Annotated in this window: 12 protein-coding genes; 3 read left to right on the top strand and 9 right to left on the bottom strand. The window is 46.6% G+C overall.

The features are described from left to right. Positions 1–334: 334 nt before the first annotated feature. Entirely contained in the window at positions 335–1,369 is a 1,035-nt protein-coding gene (gene ylbJ, locus D3P09_RS06875) for a sporulation integral membrane protein YlbJ (RefSeq protein ID WP_424452123.1), read from the top strand. A gap of 89 nt (positions 1,370–1,458) precedes the next feature. Beyond that, positions 1,459–2,256: an NAD kinase gene (locus D3P09_RS06880; RefSeq protein ID WP_120108600.1), complete on the top strand. Its 798-nt coding sequence runs from the start codon at positions 1,459–1,461 to the stop codon at positions 2,254–2,256. A gap of 35 nt (positions 2,257–2,291) precedes the next feature. Here the strand turns inward: D3P09_RS06880 and D3P09_RS06885 are convergent, their stop codons facing one another. The 4 genes from D3P09_RS06885 to D3P09_RS06900 all read right to left on the bottom strand — a co-directional run bounded on the left by D3P09_RS06885 (position 2,292) and on the right by D3P09_RS06900 (position 5,217). Continuing rightward, the gene (locus D3P09_RS06885) at positions 2,292–3,038 is read right to left on the bottom strand and encodes a YutD family protein (RefSeq protein WP_243643926.1); all 747 of its coding nucleotides are present in this window, start codon (positions 3,036–3,038) and stop codon (positions 2,292–2,294) included. Positions 3,039–3,067: 29 nt separating this feature from the next. Further along, positions 3,068–4,024 (bottom strand): lipoyl synthase, encoded by a 957-nt coding sequence (gene lipA, locus D3P09_RS06890; protein ID WP_120108253.1) that lies wholly within the window; start codon positions 4,022–4,024, stop codon positions 3,068–3,070. A gap of 171 nt (positions 4,025–4,195) precedes the next feature. Further along, entirely contained in the window at positions 4,196–4,474 is a 279-nt protein-coding gene (locus D3P09_RS06895) for a hypothetical protein (RefSeq protein WP_120108254.1), read from the bottom strand. A 278-nt stretch (positions 4,475–4,752) separates the two neighbouring features. After that, entirely contained in the window at positions 4,753–5,217 is a 465-nt protein-coding gene (locus D3P09_RS06900) for a hypothetical protein (RefSeq protein ID WP_243643927.1), read from the bottom strand. Between the two features lie 89 nt (positions 5,218–5,306). On the opposite strand from D3P09_RS06900, the gene D3P09_RS06905 reads away from it, so the two are divergent. Then, on the top strand, positions 5,307–5,693 hold the full coding sequence (locus tag D3P09_RS06905) for an integrase core domain-containing protein (RefSeq protein WP_243643928.1): 387 nt from the start codon (positions 5,307–5,309) through the stop codon (positions 5,691–5,693). A 191-nt stretch (positions 5,694–5,884) separates the two neighbouring features. On the opposite strand, the gene D3P09_RS06910 is transcribed toward D3P09_RS06905, so the two are convergent. The 5 genes from D3P09_RS06910 to D3P09_RS06930 all read right to left on the bottom strand — a co-directional run bounded on the left by D3P09_RS06910 (position 5,885) and on the right by D3P09_RS06930 (position 16,769). Then, positions 5,885–6,187: a hypothetical protein gene (locus tag D3P09_RS06910; RefSeq protein ID WP_120108256.1), complete on the bottom strand. Its 303-nt coding sequence runs from the start codon at positions 6,185–6,187 to the stop codon at positions 5,885–5,887. 21 nt (positions 6,188–6,208) lie between these two features. Next, positions 6,209–7,621 (bottom strand): EndoU domain-containing protein, encoded by a 1,413-nt coding sequence (locus D3P09_RS28040; RefSeq protein ID WP_243643929.1) that lies wholly within the window; start codon positions 7,619–7,621, stop codon positions 6,209–6,211. A gap of 58 nt (positions 7,622–7,679) precedes the next feature. Further along, on the bottom strand, positions 7,680–8,768 hold the full coding sequence (locus D3P09_RS06920) for an S-layer homology domain-containing protein (RefSeq protein ID WP_120108257.1): 1,089 nt from the start codon (positions 8,766–8,768) through the stop codon (positions 7,680–7,682). A gap of 106 nt (positions 8,769–8,874) precedes the next feature. Next, positions 8,875–14,286, bottom strand: a complete 5,412-nt coding sequence (locus tag D3P09_RS06925; RefSeq protein WP_165867332.1) for a glycine rich domain-containing protein — start codon at positions 14,284–14,286, stop codon at positions 8,875–8,877. A gap of 1,403 nt (positions 14,287–15,689) precedes the next feature. Next, complete coding sequence (locus D3P09_RS06930) at positions 15,690–16,769, bottom strand: S-layer homology domain-containing protein (protein ID WP_120108261.1); 1,080 nt, start codon at positions 16,767–16,769, stop codon at positions 15,690–15,692. Between the last annotated feature and the right edge of the window lie 251 nt (positions 16,770–17,020).

Raw genomic sequence — 17,020 nt, forward strand, 5'->3', positions numbered from 1 at the left:
TCCTCTTCGCTGGGCGAAGAGATCGATTCTTTGATGACATAGACAAAAGCGCAGACAACGATGCCGGCGATAATACTCATGTTCATCACTCCAACCGTGTATGATGATTCTATTGTACCATAAAGCCTCCCCAATAACACCCGTTTTGCAAACGTTTTCTTTAACAATTCTCATTTTTAATGTTCCATTGGCGGTGATGGAAATACCGGCTTGGACATATACGTAGTAGGAGAGCCTGTACAGGTATTAACCGAAGGAGGCGGCCCCCTTGCTGCGAGCATTCCTGCACCCGTTATCGATCACTGCGCTGATTGCGCTTTTTGTTGCCGTGCTTATGGCCGTATATCCTGTCGAAACGATGAATTCCTCGCTGCGCGGACTATCCATCTGGTGGGAGGTGCTGTTCCCCGCCCTCTTCCCGTTCTTCGTTATCTCCGAGCTGCTGCTCGGCTTTGGCATCGTCCATTTTTTCGGCAAGCTGCTGGATCCCCTCATGCGCCCGCTGTTCCGGCTCCCGGGCATCGGGGGGTTCGTCGTCACCATGGGCTATATTTCCGGTTATCCCGTTGGCGCAAGGCTTACGGCTCAGCTATGGGCGCAGCGCCTTATTACAAGGGCCGAGGGCGAGCGCCTGGTCGCATTCACCACTACCTCCGATCCGATCTTCCTGATCGGCGCAGTTTCGGTCGGTTTTTTCCAAAATGCCGCTGTAGCCCCCATCCTGGCAGCCGCCCATTATGGCGGCGGATTACTGATCGGGCTCCTCATGAGATTCCATGACGCCCGCAAGGAGCCTTTGAAGGGACAGGAGAAGCAAGCACAAGCAGAGAACACCGCCTCTACCTCGAACAAGGTTGGACATAGAATCTCACGCAGCAGGCTAGGCATTGCGCTAAAAGCCATGCATGAGGCCAGGCTGCTGGACGGCCGCGGAATGGGACGTTTGATGCAGGATTCTATCCAATCCGCTCTTAGACTTATGATTGTCGTAGGAGGGCTGGTTGTATTCTTCTCCGTCGTGATGGAGATGCTCACTCATGCCGGATTCGTAGCAGCTCTCGCGGAAGCGCTGCGTCTCCTGTTCAGCCTGATCGGCTTGCCGGCCCCGCTGGCCGATGCCGCGATCTTCGGCTTGTTCGAGGTTACGCTGGGGTCTCGGGCGGCGGGCACAGCCGGTACTGGACTGATGCATCAAGTGGCGATTGCGGCTTGGGTGCTCTCATGGGGAGGGTTATCCGTCCATGCCCAGGTTGCAAGCTTGCTAAGCCGCACGGATTTGCGCTACCGCCCCTTCATGACCGCTAGATTGGCGCATGGTTTAGTGGCTATGGCGCTCGTCTATGCACTGTGGGGATGGCTTGGCCTTTAATGCGGTAACGCGATTGATTCATTGAATTTAGCGGCAATTTCCGATATGATCATTGGTATGATCGCATGTTCGGAAGGAGAATGATGACGTTGAAATACGCCGTTATCGACAGGGGCGACTCGCTGTCCCAGTCGTTAGCCCAACAATTCCACGCCCTGGCGGCTGATCGTGGATTCACCCTGAATGAGGCCCACCCTGACATCGTCATCTCGATTGGCGGAGACGGGACGCTTCTGCAGGCGTTCCACCAATATATAGATTGTATTGCCGACGTCTCGTTCGTCGGCATTCATACCGGCCACCTCGGATTCTACGCGGATTGGAACGCCGATGAGCTGGAGGAGCTGATCCGCCATATGGCGGAGGAGACGCCGCGCATGGTGAGATACCCGCTGGCCCAGATCGAGGTGGAGACGAGTGCGGAGACGCTGCATTACTTGGCGCTGAATGAATTCACGCTGAAGGGCGTGGACGGCACTCTTGTCGCACAGATTAATATCAACGACGAGATGTTCGAGATGTTCCGCGGCGACGGCATCGTGATCTCTACGCCATCAGGCAGTACCGCATACAACAAAAGCCTAGGCGGCGCAATCGTCCATCCGTCCATCGAATCGCTTCAGATCGCGGAGATTGCGTCCATTAACAACCGAGTGTTCCGTACGCTGGGATCCTCGGTCCTGCTGCCCAAGCATCACCATTGCGACATCATCTCGAAGAAGGAACAACGCATTCAGCTTAGCATCGACCATGTGAACATTACCCATAGCGATATTCGTTCCATCCGATGCAGCGTAGCTTCCCGCAAAGTCACCTTTGCGAGGCATCGCCCTTTCCCGTTCTGGGATCGCGTTAGAGAAGCTTTCCTGGGCTACGATGTTCGCTAAAACCCATATGCACCAAAGAAAACGCCGGTACGCTCTTATGAGCGTCCGGCGTCTTTATCTTTATTCGTTTGATTGGAATGGGACGGATTGGCATTCCGCGATGGTTCCGCAGCTGCGGCGGATTCGCTTGCTGCCGGCTTATTAACCGGCTTCTTGCCCCTATGGTCTTGACCGCCGCCGGAACGATGATTCTTGTTGCGGAAGTCCTTCCGGCGGGTCCCACCGTCACTGCCATGGGAACGATTGCCCCCTTCATGACGGCCGCCGCCCTCATTGCGTGATTGACTGCCCTCAGCCCGATGGCTGTGGCCTCCGCGATGCCGATTCGGGTGCTGCTCTCTTGGAGCGGCCTTAGGCGCCTCGGCTGCGGAAGCCGTCTCTGCGGATGCGGAGACAGCGGCGGATTCTACCGCAGCTCTCAGATCGCCAGCTTCCAGGCGCACAGCGTCTTCTCCGTATTCGAGATCCAGATCCACATCTTCCTCGCCCATTTCCTTACGCGCGCCCTGCTTCTTCTCCAGAATGAAATAAGCGCAACCGAAATTGCAATATTCGTTAATATAATCTGCAGCCGTCGAATAAGAGCTTTCCTTGTTGGCCTTTTGATGCCCCTCACGGAAAAAACCCTTCAGCCGCAGCTGGTTGTAGCCCCAATCCCCGATGATGTAATCATAGCGTTCAAGCACTTCGCTGTATCGATTGCGGAAGGCTTCCGGATTCCAGCCGCTTCGGTTCTCATGAATAAGCTCGTACGATTTGCCTCCAATATGAATCAAAGCCATGGTTACACCTCACTTCAGCGTCGGTCAAATTATTTGGCGCCGGCACTTGCGCTCGCGCAGGAGCCTGTCGATTCCAGCCCGTAGTTCGGAGGAATCAGCTCTTCCGCTGCCATTGCCGCATGAGCGGAGTCCGTCTGTTCATGCGCATGGTACGAGCTGCGTACGAGCGGACCGGATTCCACGTGGCGGAAGCCGCGCTTCTTGCCTTCTTCTTTTAGCTTTGCGAATTCGTCCGGATGAACATACCGCTTGATCGGCATATGCTTCGGCGTCGGCTGCAAGTATTGGCCCAGTGTCAAAATATTGCAATCCACCGCTCTCAGATCGTCCATCGCTTGCAGAATTTCATCCCACTCTTCGCCTACGCCCAGCATAATGCTGGATTTCGTCGGAATTTTCGGTTTCATTTCTTTTGCGCGCTTCAGCAGCTCTATGGAACGCTTGTATTTCGCCTTGGCGCGTACGCGGTCGGACAAGCGCTCAACCGTCTCAATATTGTGGTTCAGAATGTCCGGGTTCGCATCCATAACAACCTGCAGAGCATCCCAGTTGCCCATGAAGTCCGGAATAAGCACTTCCACGCGGCAGAACGGCATGCGCTTGCGGATTGCCTTAATTGTAGCGGCGAAAATCGATGCGCCGCCGTCAGCAAGATCATCACGAGCAACGGATGTGACGACACAATGCTGCAGACCCATTTGCTCCGCAGCTTCGGCTACGCGCTCCGGCTCTTGAAGATCCAGCTCTGTCGGCAGACCTGTCTTCACCGCGCAGAAGCGGCAAGCCCGCGTACAGATGTCGCCCAAAATCATGAAAGTAGCGGTACGGTTCGTCCAGCATTCGTAAATATTCGGGCAACGCGCCTCTTCGCAGACCGTATGTAGCGTCTTCGTGCGCATCATATCTTTAATCTCGGCATAGTTGCCGTTTGTTGTCAATTTTATGCGAAGCCAGTCCGGCTTTTCAAGCTTTTCGCGTTGTGTCATATGTCGATCCCTGCTTTCACATTCAGTTATAAGTTTACGGCATTGCCAACATTATAACACGCTTTGTACATAAAAAGTATGACCTGCTCCGCACGCTTGGCCGATTATCTATAGTTTATCGGAATGCGATCTATCGCAAATTGAGATGCTTTCAAGTTCTCCACAGCTTGATTAAATATTTGACAGCCCATCCTCTGCCACGATGTATAGTTTGTTCCGATAAGCAACGCCGTAACAAATCGTTTTGCCGATCTCCTTGAACGAATATTTGGCCATGGATACGACCTGCAGCTTCGTTCCTTTCTTCAGCATTTCGAAGCCTTGTTGCTGCACCTTTTTATTAAGCAGCTCATACAGCTCTGCATTCCCTTTGATCACATATTGAGTATCGGACAATACGACTTCTGTCCCTATTCGATATGTTGGAATCAGCATGCCTAGCACTTTCATATTTGTCATCCTCTCGTGTATTATGGAAAAACTTCATGACATCAATTTAACTGAGTTGTGACTCTAGTATGATGCTATATGTAATATCCTACTTTCGATTCATTCTTGTAACAACTTTATCATAATTTCCCTGTCGTTTAAATCATTCTTCAGGGAGAATGCGGCTCTGGTTGCTTAAAAGCTAAGTTATCTATAGAAAAACAGATCCATTGGCCTATGACCTAATTGATCTGTTTTGTGATGTACTATTTTAAATCAAATTTCTTTAATAATCATTCTTACGAATGGATTTTTGAAAGGAAATCTTGAAGCATTTTTTTTACCGGTAAGCTCGAAGTATGCAATAGTAAATTATTAACACGTTGTAGTATTAGGGGATTATCTAATATCATCTTCTTACTTTCTTGATTTGTAAAACTTCTAAGTGTATCAATACATATCTCAAATAGTTCATCATCAGTAGTGCTCAGCAATGAAATTAATATGTTAAGTTCATACATATTGCACTCATTGTCTAAACAATATGCTAATTTTCTTTGCCATTCTAACGACTTATCTATTATATTTTCCCCTAGCAATTCCCAATTTGTTTCAGAGAATTTTTCCAACAAGTTCATCGCATCTGTTACTCCAACATCATACCAATAATCATCTGAAGCATTCTCTCCAGACATTTCAGTTATTAATTTATCCAATTCTTCATATACCATAAATTTCCCATCACCAATTTTACCAGTGAGCATAATTAAACCACTCCTTCAATTCTTTATCCCAATTATTAAGATCCGTCATTAATTCTTCATATTTGCTTTTCGATTCAGGAGTATGAATAGTGGCATACCACATGGATCTTCGAAATGACAACCAGCTCGTCCTACAGACATTCAAAAAAGCATTTGAAAATCAAAAAGACATGACTGGATTAATCGTTCACAGCGATCAAGGATTCCAGTACACGTCCCATGCATACCACGACATGCTGCCAAAGGTTGGCGCCCAAATCAGCATGTCTCGTCGGGGCAATTGTCATGACAATGCCTCAATGGAGAGTTTCTTCTCGCATCTCAAAACGGAAGGACTCTACCTCTATAATATTCGATCCATTGAGGAAGCACAAAGGAGAATTGAGTCCTATATCACTTTTTACAATCATTCGCGACCGCAGAGAAAACTAAAAAAATTGACGCCAGTTGAGTACCGGCGTCAGTTTGCTGCTTAGGTGTTTTTCCAATGTCCGCTAATTGGGGTCTTGATCAATCCCCATATCTTACGACATGGTTCTATTTTCTTGAAGGTGTTTTGATTTGTCTCACGTTATGGGGTCAGTTCCCTATTGTAGTTTTCATTTTTTATACCGTACAATCATTCCTGTTGTTGGGAGTGTCCTTTCAGTTGAAAATCCTAAAAAGTTTAATCCATGTAACTTTCAGCGATTTGAATATGGCTAGTCAATTCTAAGTCCGGATACCTTTCATCTAATAGATATAATAGCTCAATGTATTTCCTGCTTTGCAAGTTATACGCCACCTCTTCAAACACTTCACTAAGAAACGAAAGTTCAGTTTTTGTACATTGGCTCAAAAAATCCAATGTCAAAGTTTCATCCTCGCTAAGTAACTCAATTAACTCGGCCCATTTTTGCTCAATTCTAGGATCGTTATCGTCAAGCAATGCTCTTGCCCCTAAAACCGACCTTACTTTTTCATTAAACATAAAAGTTAACCTCCATAAATATTAGGGTTGTATCATGTTATCTGGAAATATCGTTCCTATTTCTCCATTGGTTTTAATCACTCCAACACGTACTCCATTGTATTCACCAAATATAGTTATCCCATCAGCTATATCTTTATGTGCAGACATATTAGCTACATAATCACCAGCTCTTCCTATTTCTTCTTTAGTCCAATTTTCAGGAAACCATGCTTGTCCTGTACCAGTTCTCTTTCCCTTTGACTTATGTTCGGGAACGTTACCTACCCTAACTCCATTAGAATATGTTTTTTCAATATTGTATTCAATTCCATTTTTCTCAAGGAAATTAATATTATCTTGGCCATGGCCTCCACCACTCATTTTCGATATTTCACCTGTTTTTGGGTTTTTTGTAAAATCACCGATGTTTGCATGATCCAAAGATTCATTGCTTACTTTAAAAGAACTAGTTTTTCCCTTCCCCTCACCCCCATGACCATCACCTTTCCCATCGTCCGAATGGTGAGATCGCTTTCCAGGAACACGAGGTCCTTTCATGCCAGGGATAGCCATTGATCCTATACCTATTATATTTTCCCAATGCTCTTTTGAGAAGGAGTCCTCCGGTGAGGTCGTACCTTTAATCGTTTCAAGCAGGCCGTTCGTCAAATAGTTCCCATAATCAAAGGCCGAATCTTTCCTCTTCGCTGTTCGGTCCGCCGCTCCCTCGTACGTGCCTATACCCCTGTCTAATGCCCCTAATGTCATATGATTAAAGAAATCATACCAAGAATCTAACTGCTTCTCCGATCGCATGACATGTTGATTATATATATCCTGACCAATCTCTTTCAAGCTATTAGCCGATTTGACCATACTGTCAATCTCAGCTTTCCCATGAGCCTTGATCGCATCCCAGGTTTTTGGCAAGCCTTCAACCATCAGGTCCCAGGAAACCTTCCAAGAGGAGTCTTTCTTTTTCGTTTCCTCAGCTGGTGCAGCCGCCTGAACCTGGCCCATTTTCACTCGCCACTGGGCATACCATTCCAGCGCATTCCAAGCCATCTTCCCCAATAAAGCCAGTGCCCTCATTTGCTCAGGAGTGAGCTTTATCTCCTCCTGTCCGGATGGCATGCCGCCCATATAACGAGTTAAATCAACCATTTGGCCTTGCCCTATATTAGCTTTCCTGATTATTGCGTTCTCTGCAAGCTGGTATTGCTGCGCTCCATCCTGCATGAAAGACTGGATGTCGCGTAGGCGTTTTTCCAGTTCCTGCACCTTGCTATTTGTCCGATATAGACGGGAGCTAATATTCCTGCGGGCGGCAATGGACGAGTCAATGTAAACAGCATTCATGCCGCCTTTTACCGATGAAGCTTTCAGAGCACATTGATTCAAGCTTCCTTGTGCAAGCTGTATCCTGCCAAAGTCTAGTGATATCGTGCGCACGTCTTACCCCCTCTCCTACATTTGAAAACATGCGCGGATAGTATGACTAATTGTATGATTAAAGGATTTGATTCGCCGTCACTGGAGCAAAGGGATAACCCGCCTGATACTCCTCCGCCCGGGTCATATACCCTCGGACTGGCTTAAATTCAAATCGAATTAAGCTGTCCTGATTAAATATGGACACGTTCATCCAGCCGTAATCCCATGTAGTGGACAAGCCGTTCAGGGTCGGCGCAATAATGCCGGGAAGATCATCAGGCCGAAGCTGCTTCTCAAAGGCAAATAGGGCAACTGCTTTATCCCTGTCATAAAATTTGGGTTTCTCGGAGGCGATATCGTTGCGTTCCCAAGCTTTCCGCAAAGCGTCATCCAGCTTGGATGCCGTTCTATCATTACGATAGGTCACGGATATATGATCTTTGCCCACTCGATAATGCAGTTCCTCATATTCGGAATGTATGGTCAGATTGCCTCTTAACGCAAACTCATAGTCCGAGAAATACAATCTCATCATAGTGGCAATGGACTGCTCTCTCGTAAATTTCCCCGCGTAATCGAACTTCTTGCCAACTCCCTTCATATATCCAACGGAAGCCGCAGCTTGAACAGCAGGAAGAGCCCAATCTGCAATCTTGTCAAAATCGGTATAGCCTAACACGTCATTAGGCGTATAGCTGATTCCATTGATGATATGGTTGGTATTAATGAGCATCGTCGCAGCTTCTTGCCTTGAGATATGCTTGTTAGGCGCAAATTGCGTCTCCGATACTCCGTTAACGCTGCCCAGTATATAGGCCAGCTTCACATGCTGCTGTCTTGCATCAGTAAACTCAACCTCAAGCTGCACTTTCTCCAACAGCTTTTCTTTGGTCCAGTAATCGGCTTTTCCTGAAGCGGCAGCCTTATTCTTCTCTCTTATAAAGATCGTGTTGACGATGAGCTCCGCAAATTCTTCTCGTGTGATTGGGCTTTGGTACTTTGACTGCAGACGCTCAGGCACTATACCTAGCCATATAGCTGTATTCACATCACTTTTCGCCCAATTGGAAGGATTACTCTGCGGTCCCACCATTGCTGCAGCCCATTCGCCTGTCAGCAACATGCCTACTATTATGATTGCAATACCGGTTATTTTGAGCTTCATGAAAATCGAACGACTCCTTATGGACTTTATTTCTCCTCGCAGCTAACAGAAGGGGACAGCGTGCGAACGTGTCCCCTTCTTGATTAACTAGCATTATGAACGCCTATTAATGCGTGCCGGAAATCGTCAAGTCATCTGCCGAAGTTCTGTTGGTTGAATATACGGCTACAACAGGATACGGAATAATGCTTAACGGCCAGCTTGTTCCATTAATATTGACCGAACCATTATCTTTTCGATACTGCAGCGTATAGGTATCTCCTACAGACTTGATATCCAATGCAACAAGCAATACAGTTGTATTGTTCCTGATCTTGTCGATATTAACTTGGCTCGGCAGCTCCCCTTGCTTCACAGCTACTGTTGAGGAAGGAGGGCCATAGGAGAAATGCCATCTTTGGCCTTGCTTGCCGAACGCAAGACTAGGAATTACCCCGCCCGGATTTCGGTTCACATCATTCGTGCGGCTAGTCCCGATAAAGGTTCGATTCCGTTCGGATAGATTGAGAACTTGCGCGATACCATAAGGATAGTTGCTGCCGTATGGCTTGCCTAGACTGGTCACATTATCCAAGTCATCAACAAATGTATTGTCCGCGTCTACGTCCTTGGTATGCTGCTCTTCTGTATAGTTCCTTCTGCCGGACTCGGTGTTCCAATCCAAGGCATACACGTACGAATGGACAATGCTAGGATCCCATCCCGGCACAGCCGCTCCATGCTTATTGATTAACTTCAGTTGATTATTGACATTCATATAGATATCAACAGGCGTGATCGCGCCATTCGACAGACTAAGGCTGTAGTAGTAAGGGACGATCTGAACTCTCTCATAATAGTTGCCCAAGGTCTGAATATCTGCCAATAGCTCATAGCCTAGCCTCATAGGCTGTTTGTTCAAAGCCTTTATATTGTTTTTCTCCGGAGAGAGCGGCAAGGATATCGGATTCTGACGCAGATGTGGCAGCAAACCATACGTATCCAAATAATTGACTCGCGCTGCGGCTGGTTCTCCCCTCACATCTATTGGATCAGCTACAATATGGAGCTGTTCCTTGGGATTAACCCGCTTCACCACATTCGGAATGTACCATTGAACCGGAGACAGCGGCTTTTTGAACAAGTTAGAGAATCGGTAATCGCCTGTATCCTCAATAACCAACGCTCCAATACGGCCAACAAGGTCAATATTATAGCCGCTTATCGCACTGTGCCTCGCTGCAAGATTCAAGAACCTGCTTTTGTTCTTGGCATGTTCTCCATCCGGATATTCTGCATTGTTGGCAATGGCTCGAAATTGCACCAATGCGCTTATGGCCTCGCTATTAGCCAGAGGAAGGTAGAAATCAAAGGTGTCTTTCGCTACATCTAAATCAATCCATGTGTCAGGACTATAGGTTTTACCGTTATAAGTTACAAAAAATGCGAACTTCACTTGCTTGGAGGCCGTCCATTTCGTTGTATTCATAGGGTCGGTAAAACCTTTGCCCGGTATTACGCTTGGCGCATACAGACCGTGCGCGCCATTACCATAAAAGTTCCCTAGATTAGGGAAAAAGATCTGAAACTGATAATCCAGGTTAATGAAATTTCCCTTCTCATAAGTTCCGTCAGGAGTCTTAACAGGTTCATCCTGCTTGCTTTCAATGGCTACATTCTCATAAGCTTCATCCGGATAATCATATTCGCTCGGGATAATCATCTCTTCAAGAACCATAGTTGGCGAACCGGAAGCTGGCGCTCCAGGCGCAGTTATCCGAATAAATCCATTGCCTGCGTGCCCTGTCTGCGTGCCTCCCCGGGGATTCGGAATTGCTTGGTCGCCATTGGCAATGACCGCATTGGCCAGAGTTCCGGTCCATGATGATCCGCCCCCGCCTCCGCCGCCAGGATAGGAGTAATACCCGCATGTAGAGGATTTATTGAATGCATCCGCACCTGCGCCTCCAATACCCAGCTTGCCGTCTTCCCCTGTACTGCCGCCGCGATTGGAGCAGCTTCCGGTAATCGCGCCAGATCCTCCGCCTCCGCCTCCGTAATAGCCGCCGCCAGCTCCGCCTCCACCAGCTTGGTAATAGGTTCCGTCATTGTTGCTGGAGCTTCCATTGGTGCCGCCTGCGCCGCCGGTTCCGCCATCAGTTGACGTTCCTGTCCCCCCGCCGGCTCCGCCTACTGAGCTGCTATAGCTGCTACCCGGAAGCCCCGCTGCTCCGCCTGCCGAGCCAGGCTGCGATGTACTGTTGCTAGGTGTGCCGCCATTGGAGGTGCCGCCGCGTCCTCCGCCGCCGCCAGCAACAATAATTCGATTGTTCAGATTGGTGCCATTCAGCCGCACATCAGAAGCTCCGCCGCCACTGGTTCCGTCAGTGGCACCGTCACCGCCAGCGCCTCCACCATTAAAACCGTTTTGCCCCCCAGTATAAAAATGCAAGACATCTCCCGCTTTCAGCTCGCGAGAGCCCTTCGCATAACCGCCGTTGCCTCCCTCAAAGCCCTGAGCGCCCCACACTTCAAAAGTGAATAAGCCATCTCGCTCTACAGTCAAGGATTCAGAGGTTCCCTTGTATGCATATTCCTTGGTTACAGGCTCTTTCTCCGGCTTATAATTGGGATTATTGACGGTTTTCAGCTCATAGACCGGATCTGTCGGTATCCATTCCTGAACAGAGAGATTCTCAAGCCTAATATTATCCGCGAACAAATGATCCTTCGAGCCGGATATACCTCCTGAGGACTTGCCCTTCATGATGTTGATTCGGATTTTGTTGGCGCTCGCAGATGTCGTGAACGTCATTTCTTTATTGGCGACTGTTCCTGTATTGACTGCCGCGCTCTGCACCATTCCCAAATCCTTCACTAACGCATCCCCATTGTACATGCCTAAATAGAAGTACCCCTCGCAACGATGGCAGCTAATATCGCCGCTGAATTTATACTGCGTATTCGGCTTTACAGCAATGTCCTTATAATATTTGCCGCTATAATCCTTCCCGCCATCTGCTTTGCTTCGGGTCTGAATCTCAAAGGATCTCTGGTCTGCAATCACCCATTCTCCTTGGGAGCGATTCGTGAACAGGACATCAGAACCAGGCGTTTCCGTCCAGGTCAGCCAGCCTGCAACAAGACCCGCCGAATCCGTTACCTCCGCATCTCCGTTCACGATAAGGTTCTGTCGGTAGTCCTTCTTCAAGCGTCGTTCATAATCTATGGTTGGCGGCTGAAGATTGCCGCCAATGAGCTTGGAACTCGCCGTCCGTTGATCCCTGGTTCCGGGTAAGGATACCACACGGGCAAACTCTACCGAAACGGGATTGTGCAGCACAATATCGTTCACCTTGCTGTGGTCATTGGAATACGTCGTCCCGAATTCTACTCCGTTAGCTCCATACCTCGAATTCAGCGAAGTAGGGAAGATCGTAGACGCTGTTCCTTCATTAAGTATATTTCGGTAAAAAACGCTGGAGTCGCCCGTCACATATAGACCGTTGCTTAAGGTGTCAATCACATCGATCGTGTTGTTGACCAGCCTCAATGGAGCTTGAGGCTTCGCTGGTCTGATAAGACCTGCCGGCATTTTACCGTTGTCGAATACCGTCTCTACCTTAGAGGCTCCTGTCTTGCTGTATTTGGAAGACGGGTTCATAAACTTGCCATTATACGATCCGATATTGATGGCATTCTTCTCCCACTTCGCAGCAGACAGCTTATTATCGTTCCACTGGTCGGCGAATGGCGTTTTTGGAATATCGATCGGCTTCTGTGCCTCAACACCATTAGGCTCTGCCGAGACTTTATCGAAGTACATGACAGACTGATCTCCGCTGGAAGTTTGGAGAATCAAGAAATCCGAGACTGCCGTGACTTTGGTCAGCGTCTTTCTTCGTTTGTCGAACTGCTCATATTCCTTGGTCTTCTTATCCTTCAGCGTTGCTTGTGACGCATGATAGTTCACTTCTGTTCCATAGCCTTTATTCGTATAGATGATGCCATTGGCCCAGCTTGCGGTCTGGCCTGGTCCTTTGACCCAGCCGTTGTCGCCTCGGCCATCATCCTTATTCGTTCTCGGACCTTCATTCCACACGACGACATCATGCTGATTGGTTTCCAGTGAATACCGGAGCCGGCCTTCCTCGCTCGCTTTCGTTGAGAGCTTGTCCTCATTGGCGATATTGTAGAATAAGACAGGATCCCCTTGTACGATAGATGCCGTTATTTCATCCGTCCCTGTCAAAGTAGCCATGCCGTTTACCTTGGAGCGATCGATTTTCCATACCTTTGCTTTCGTAATCTTGGTGTAATCATAGGTAATCGTCTGCGTCCAAGTATCTTCTACGCCAGGCAAATCATAGATCGATGATGGCCCATCAATCACTCTAGCTGGAACTCTTGCCGTAACCGTAATGGTGTATTGACCGTCCTCGCCATTCTTTCCGCTGGCTGCTTTATATGGTACTGCAGGTACGCCGCCTGTACATGGATCTCCTGAGCAAGGCACTTCAGGAACTGCTTTTTGTCCGGGATCGGCATATCCTGCCGGATGTGGGTTAGTGTCGGTTGTAATACTGGCTTTCCAATCCTTGAATTGGCGGGTTTCTTTATCGCTTGCGGCGGTATGGCGGATCGTAAAGCCGTTGACAGCCGCAACCCAAGCTTGCGCTTGTGCCTTGGCGGCATTGTACGCGGAATCATCCCATTTATTATTCACATTCGTCCAGTGATCGCCCCAAGTAACGGACCCGGTAAACTTAGTCGTTCCCGTCCATGTCGCACTAACCTCTCCGCCTTCGTGCGCATTAACCGTTAAGCTGGAAGACGATGCTCCAGAAGGCGCAGGCACAGTGTAATTCTTTGCCTGATCGCCTTCCTTGAACTCGCTTGGAACGCCTCCTGTAAAATAGGATCTATACGTTCTGGTAGATGTCATCTCAGGCACATATTCCACTTCAAGATCGACAATAAATTCCGAGCCGCCTGTAGCGAAGTACAGATTTTCAGTTGTCGGCGTTCCGGCCATCGCTTCGAATACCTCATTCTCCGGTGAGCCTTGCTTAATCTCCGACCAATATTCCGGATAGGAGGTATAACTTCCTGTTTCCTTCTCTATTACTTTTTTAGTAGGGCCAGTGATAAATGTGGACAAGCTTTCTCCCATCTTGCATTGAATTGAGAATTCCTCGCCGTTCTTGGCAATGCCCTTGATATATACGTTGGCATTATATTTAAACTCTTGTGTAACATCCTCCGGCACTTCATAATCCATTAGATTATCTCGATATAACAACTTCTTGCCTCCGAGATAACCTAGCACTTCTTTCTTGTCTACTTTCACCCATTCATTGTCTTTGAAGGGCTCAGGACCGGTGGCCTTCTCCCAGATCGGATCACCAGGAGCCTGGCTGCGCCAAAGCTTAACTCGCATTTGGACGTTGCTTGACGTATCCAATAACTTCTTCCACTTCTCCAACTCTTTCGGATCACTTTGCTTGATGTCAATGGACAATTCAACTTTTTTGCCCACTTTCTCCGATTCAAGCTTTCCTTCTACCTTTGCTTTGTTTGGAAGAGCTATGTTTTGACCGCACTTACAATTTGGAGGCTCTTCCACAAGGTTGTGTGGACCGCCCATTACATTAAAGCCGAACATATTGCCATGGAAAATCAGACTTTCCATAACGCCAACTACGCTTGAAGAATACCAAACCGCTGTTTTATTGGTAGAGTTGGTGCGAAGCGTATCCCCTACAACCCCGGAGTACCCCCAAGTAAAGCCGTCTGTATTACTTGGCTTGTCTGTATTACGCTTCCTGCTCGGCATATGGTTCATTGCAAGCTTGGCAGAATGCACTATCAATGCTTTAGTATCATGCTTAGGGCCAGCGATTTTAGAGTCTGTCAGTCTGCTCTGATCGGTAGCACCATGCATCCACTCGACAAATGAGATACTGGGCATATACAGATATGTGCTTCCTAGTTGAGCCGGTGAACTGAATCTAACTGCCGTATCAAGCGAAAACAAAATAGGACTATTATTTAATTTCTCGGGGTCTTGCTCCAAAAATTTATTAATCTCTTTTACATAAAACTCTTTTTCTTCTCCCTTAGGTGCAAGGGAATAGAGGGTCATGAGGAAATCAAGATACATCAGTTTGCTTTGATGTATCACTTCATATTTATCTTTTCGATCAATTAAACTCTCACCATAATAATTCTTAATTCTCTCTTGTATTAATTCTTTATTGCCAAGTAAATATTGCCAAACCCTTTCTGACTTTGTACCAGCAGGATCTATTGAGGCTGCAATAGATTTCCATTTGCCATCACTTAATGTACTAAAATCGAGCGGTTTTGTTTTTGGAGCCTTTTTCACCAATTCTAAATAAAATAGTCCCTCAGGATATGGATTATTAACAAGCGGAACAAGCTTTCGTACTTTGGCATCGTGGAATTCTCTACGTTCCAGAATTTCAGCAGCAGATACTCCTGTAATATCTCTACGCTTAACTATAAAGTTCCCATTGCTTGCCTCATAATAACCTAGTGCAGCGTTGGTCGTATAACATGAACTTGGCACAAACATAATTGCGTTTTTGGAGTCCGGCATATGCGATTGAAATTGATTTATAATCTTTTGAGTAATCCCATTTGAGGTTTCACCCGTCACAAATTGATTTTCTTTCTTAAGATCCTCAGTGAAAATACCTATCCGATAAATCGTGGTATTAGGGCATATCCCTCCGCCTTTGCCAGATGTCCCGCCTGCTGGGATAAACCCATTGTTTCCAATATAAGCAGCATTAATTTCTCGTATTGGATGGAGAATCTCAAATAAAGGAAAAAATATTGTGATTACTATAAGTATAGAGATAAGCTTCCTTGAGCGTTTCTTCATTGTTATCTCCTTTTTTAGAATCTAGTTATTTCTCACTTAATCTCTTTAACTTCAACCATTTTAAATGGGTAGCCATACTTATACCCATTATTTTTGCTTACATATCCCTTAATCGGTTTGAATTGAAACTTAATAATGCTATCAGTATTCAAGAAAGATACAACCATATAACCATAATCCCATTTTGTGGATTTTCCATTCATAGTTGGCGTAACTACTTGACTAAAATTTAATGGGTCGATATCAGAATAAAATGCAAATAGTGCAATCGCTTTTTCTATCGTGAATAAATCCTGATGTGAAGATGTAATATTATCGTAATTCCATGTTCGATACATATTAATATCCAAATTGGTATGCTTGCCGTCATCCTCATAGGTTACAGCTACAAAGTCTTTCCCGACCTTATAGCGTAGCTCCTCGTACTCTGCACCGATAAAAATATTACCTTTCAATGAAAAAAGATAGAGCGACTGATAGAGTGTATAAGCTGTTTTTATCGCCTCTTCACGCGTAATTTTCCCAGCATAATTAAACTTTTTTCCATCCCCTAACATAATACCGACCGATGCTGCTGCAGATACCGCAGGTTTAGCCCATTCTGCAATTTTATCGTAATCCGAGTAGCCTAAAGCCTCTTTACTCAAATACCCAATTCCATTCACTTGATGAGAAGTGTTCATAAGCATGACTGCAGCTTCCTGGCGGGTTATATGTTTATTGGGTTCAAAACGAGTATCAGAAACGCCATTTACTGTACCTATTATGTATGCTAGCTTTACATGCTCTTGCTCTGCATCTTCAAACTCAAAATCAACAGTCACTCGATCCAATACTTTTTCTTTTGTCCAATAGAACTTTTCAGATAATGAACCTGCCGCTACCTTCTCCCGCTCAAAAATAGCATTTACAATTAACTCTGCAAACTCTTCTCTCGTAATGGGAGACTGGTATTTCGACTGCAGGCGTTCCGGCACAATGCCTGCCTTAATTGCTTTCGTAACCGTAGCTTTCGCCCAGCTAGATGGCGTATCCCCTGATGCTGCATATATGGGGGCAACTGACATTATTAAACTTAAACTTACTATGCAAGCCAACATTTTTTTCAACATATAATAGACACTCCTCTTTCTATAATTAATTAGTTCTTTTTAATGCATCTCTTACTTTATCTCTTTAACTTCAACCATTTTGAATGGAAAGCCATACTTATATCCATTAATTCTACTTACGAATCCCTTGATCGATTTGAATTGAAACTTCAAAATGCTGTCAGTATTCAAAAAGGGAACCTTTATAAAACCATAATTCCATTTTGTCGATTTCCCATTGTAGCCTTTGCCCAGCTGGACGGCGTATCCCC

Origin of the sequence: Paenibacillus pinisoli, assembly GCF_003605435.1 — a bacterium.
In the GTDB taxonomy this organism is placed as follows: Bacteria; Bacillota; Bacilli; order Paenibacillales; family Paenibacillaceae; genus Pristimantibacillus; species Pristimantibacillus pinisoli.

Coding starts and splice junctions, on each gene's coding strand:
- D3P09_RS06900 (WP_243643927.1), bottom strand. CDS start 5,217: ATGCTCACTGGTAAAATTGGTGATGGGAAATTTATGGTATATGAAGAA.
- ylbJ (WP_424452123.1), top strand. CDS start 335: ATGGCCGTATATCCTGTCGAAACGATGAATTCCTCGCTGCGCGGACTA.
- D3P09_RS06930 (WP_120108261.1), bottom strand. CDS start 16,769: ATGTTGAAAAAAATGTTGGCTTGCATAGTAAGTTTAAGTTTAATAATG.
- D3P09_RS06885 (WP_243643926.1), bottom strand. CDS start 3,038: ATGGCTTTGATTCATATTGGAGGCAAATCGTACGAGCTTATTCATGAG.
- lipA (WP_120108253.1), bottom strand. CDS start 4,024: ATGACACAACGCGAAAAGCTTGAAAAGCCGGACTGGCTTCGCATAAAA.
- D3P09_RS06920 (WP_120108257.1), bottom strand. CDS start 8,768: ATGAAGCTCAAAATAACCGGTATTGCAATCATAATAGTAGGCATGTTG.
- D3P09_RS06910 (WP_120108256.1), bottom strand. CDS start 6,187: ATGTTTAATGAAAAAGTAAGGTCGGTTTTAGGGGCAAGAGCATTGCTT.
- D3P09_RS06895 (WP_120108254.1), bottom strand. CDS start 4,474: ATGAAAGTGCTAGGCATGCTGATTCCAACATATCGAATAGGGACAGAA.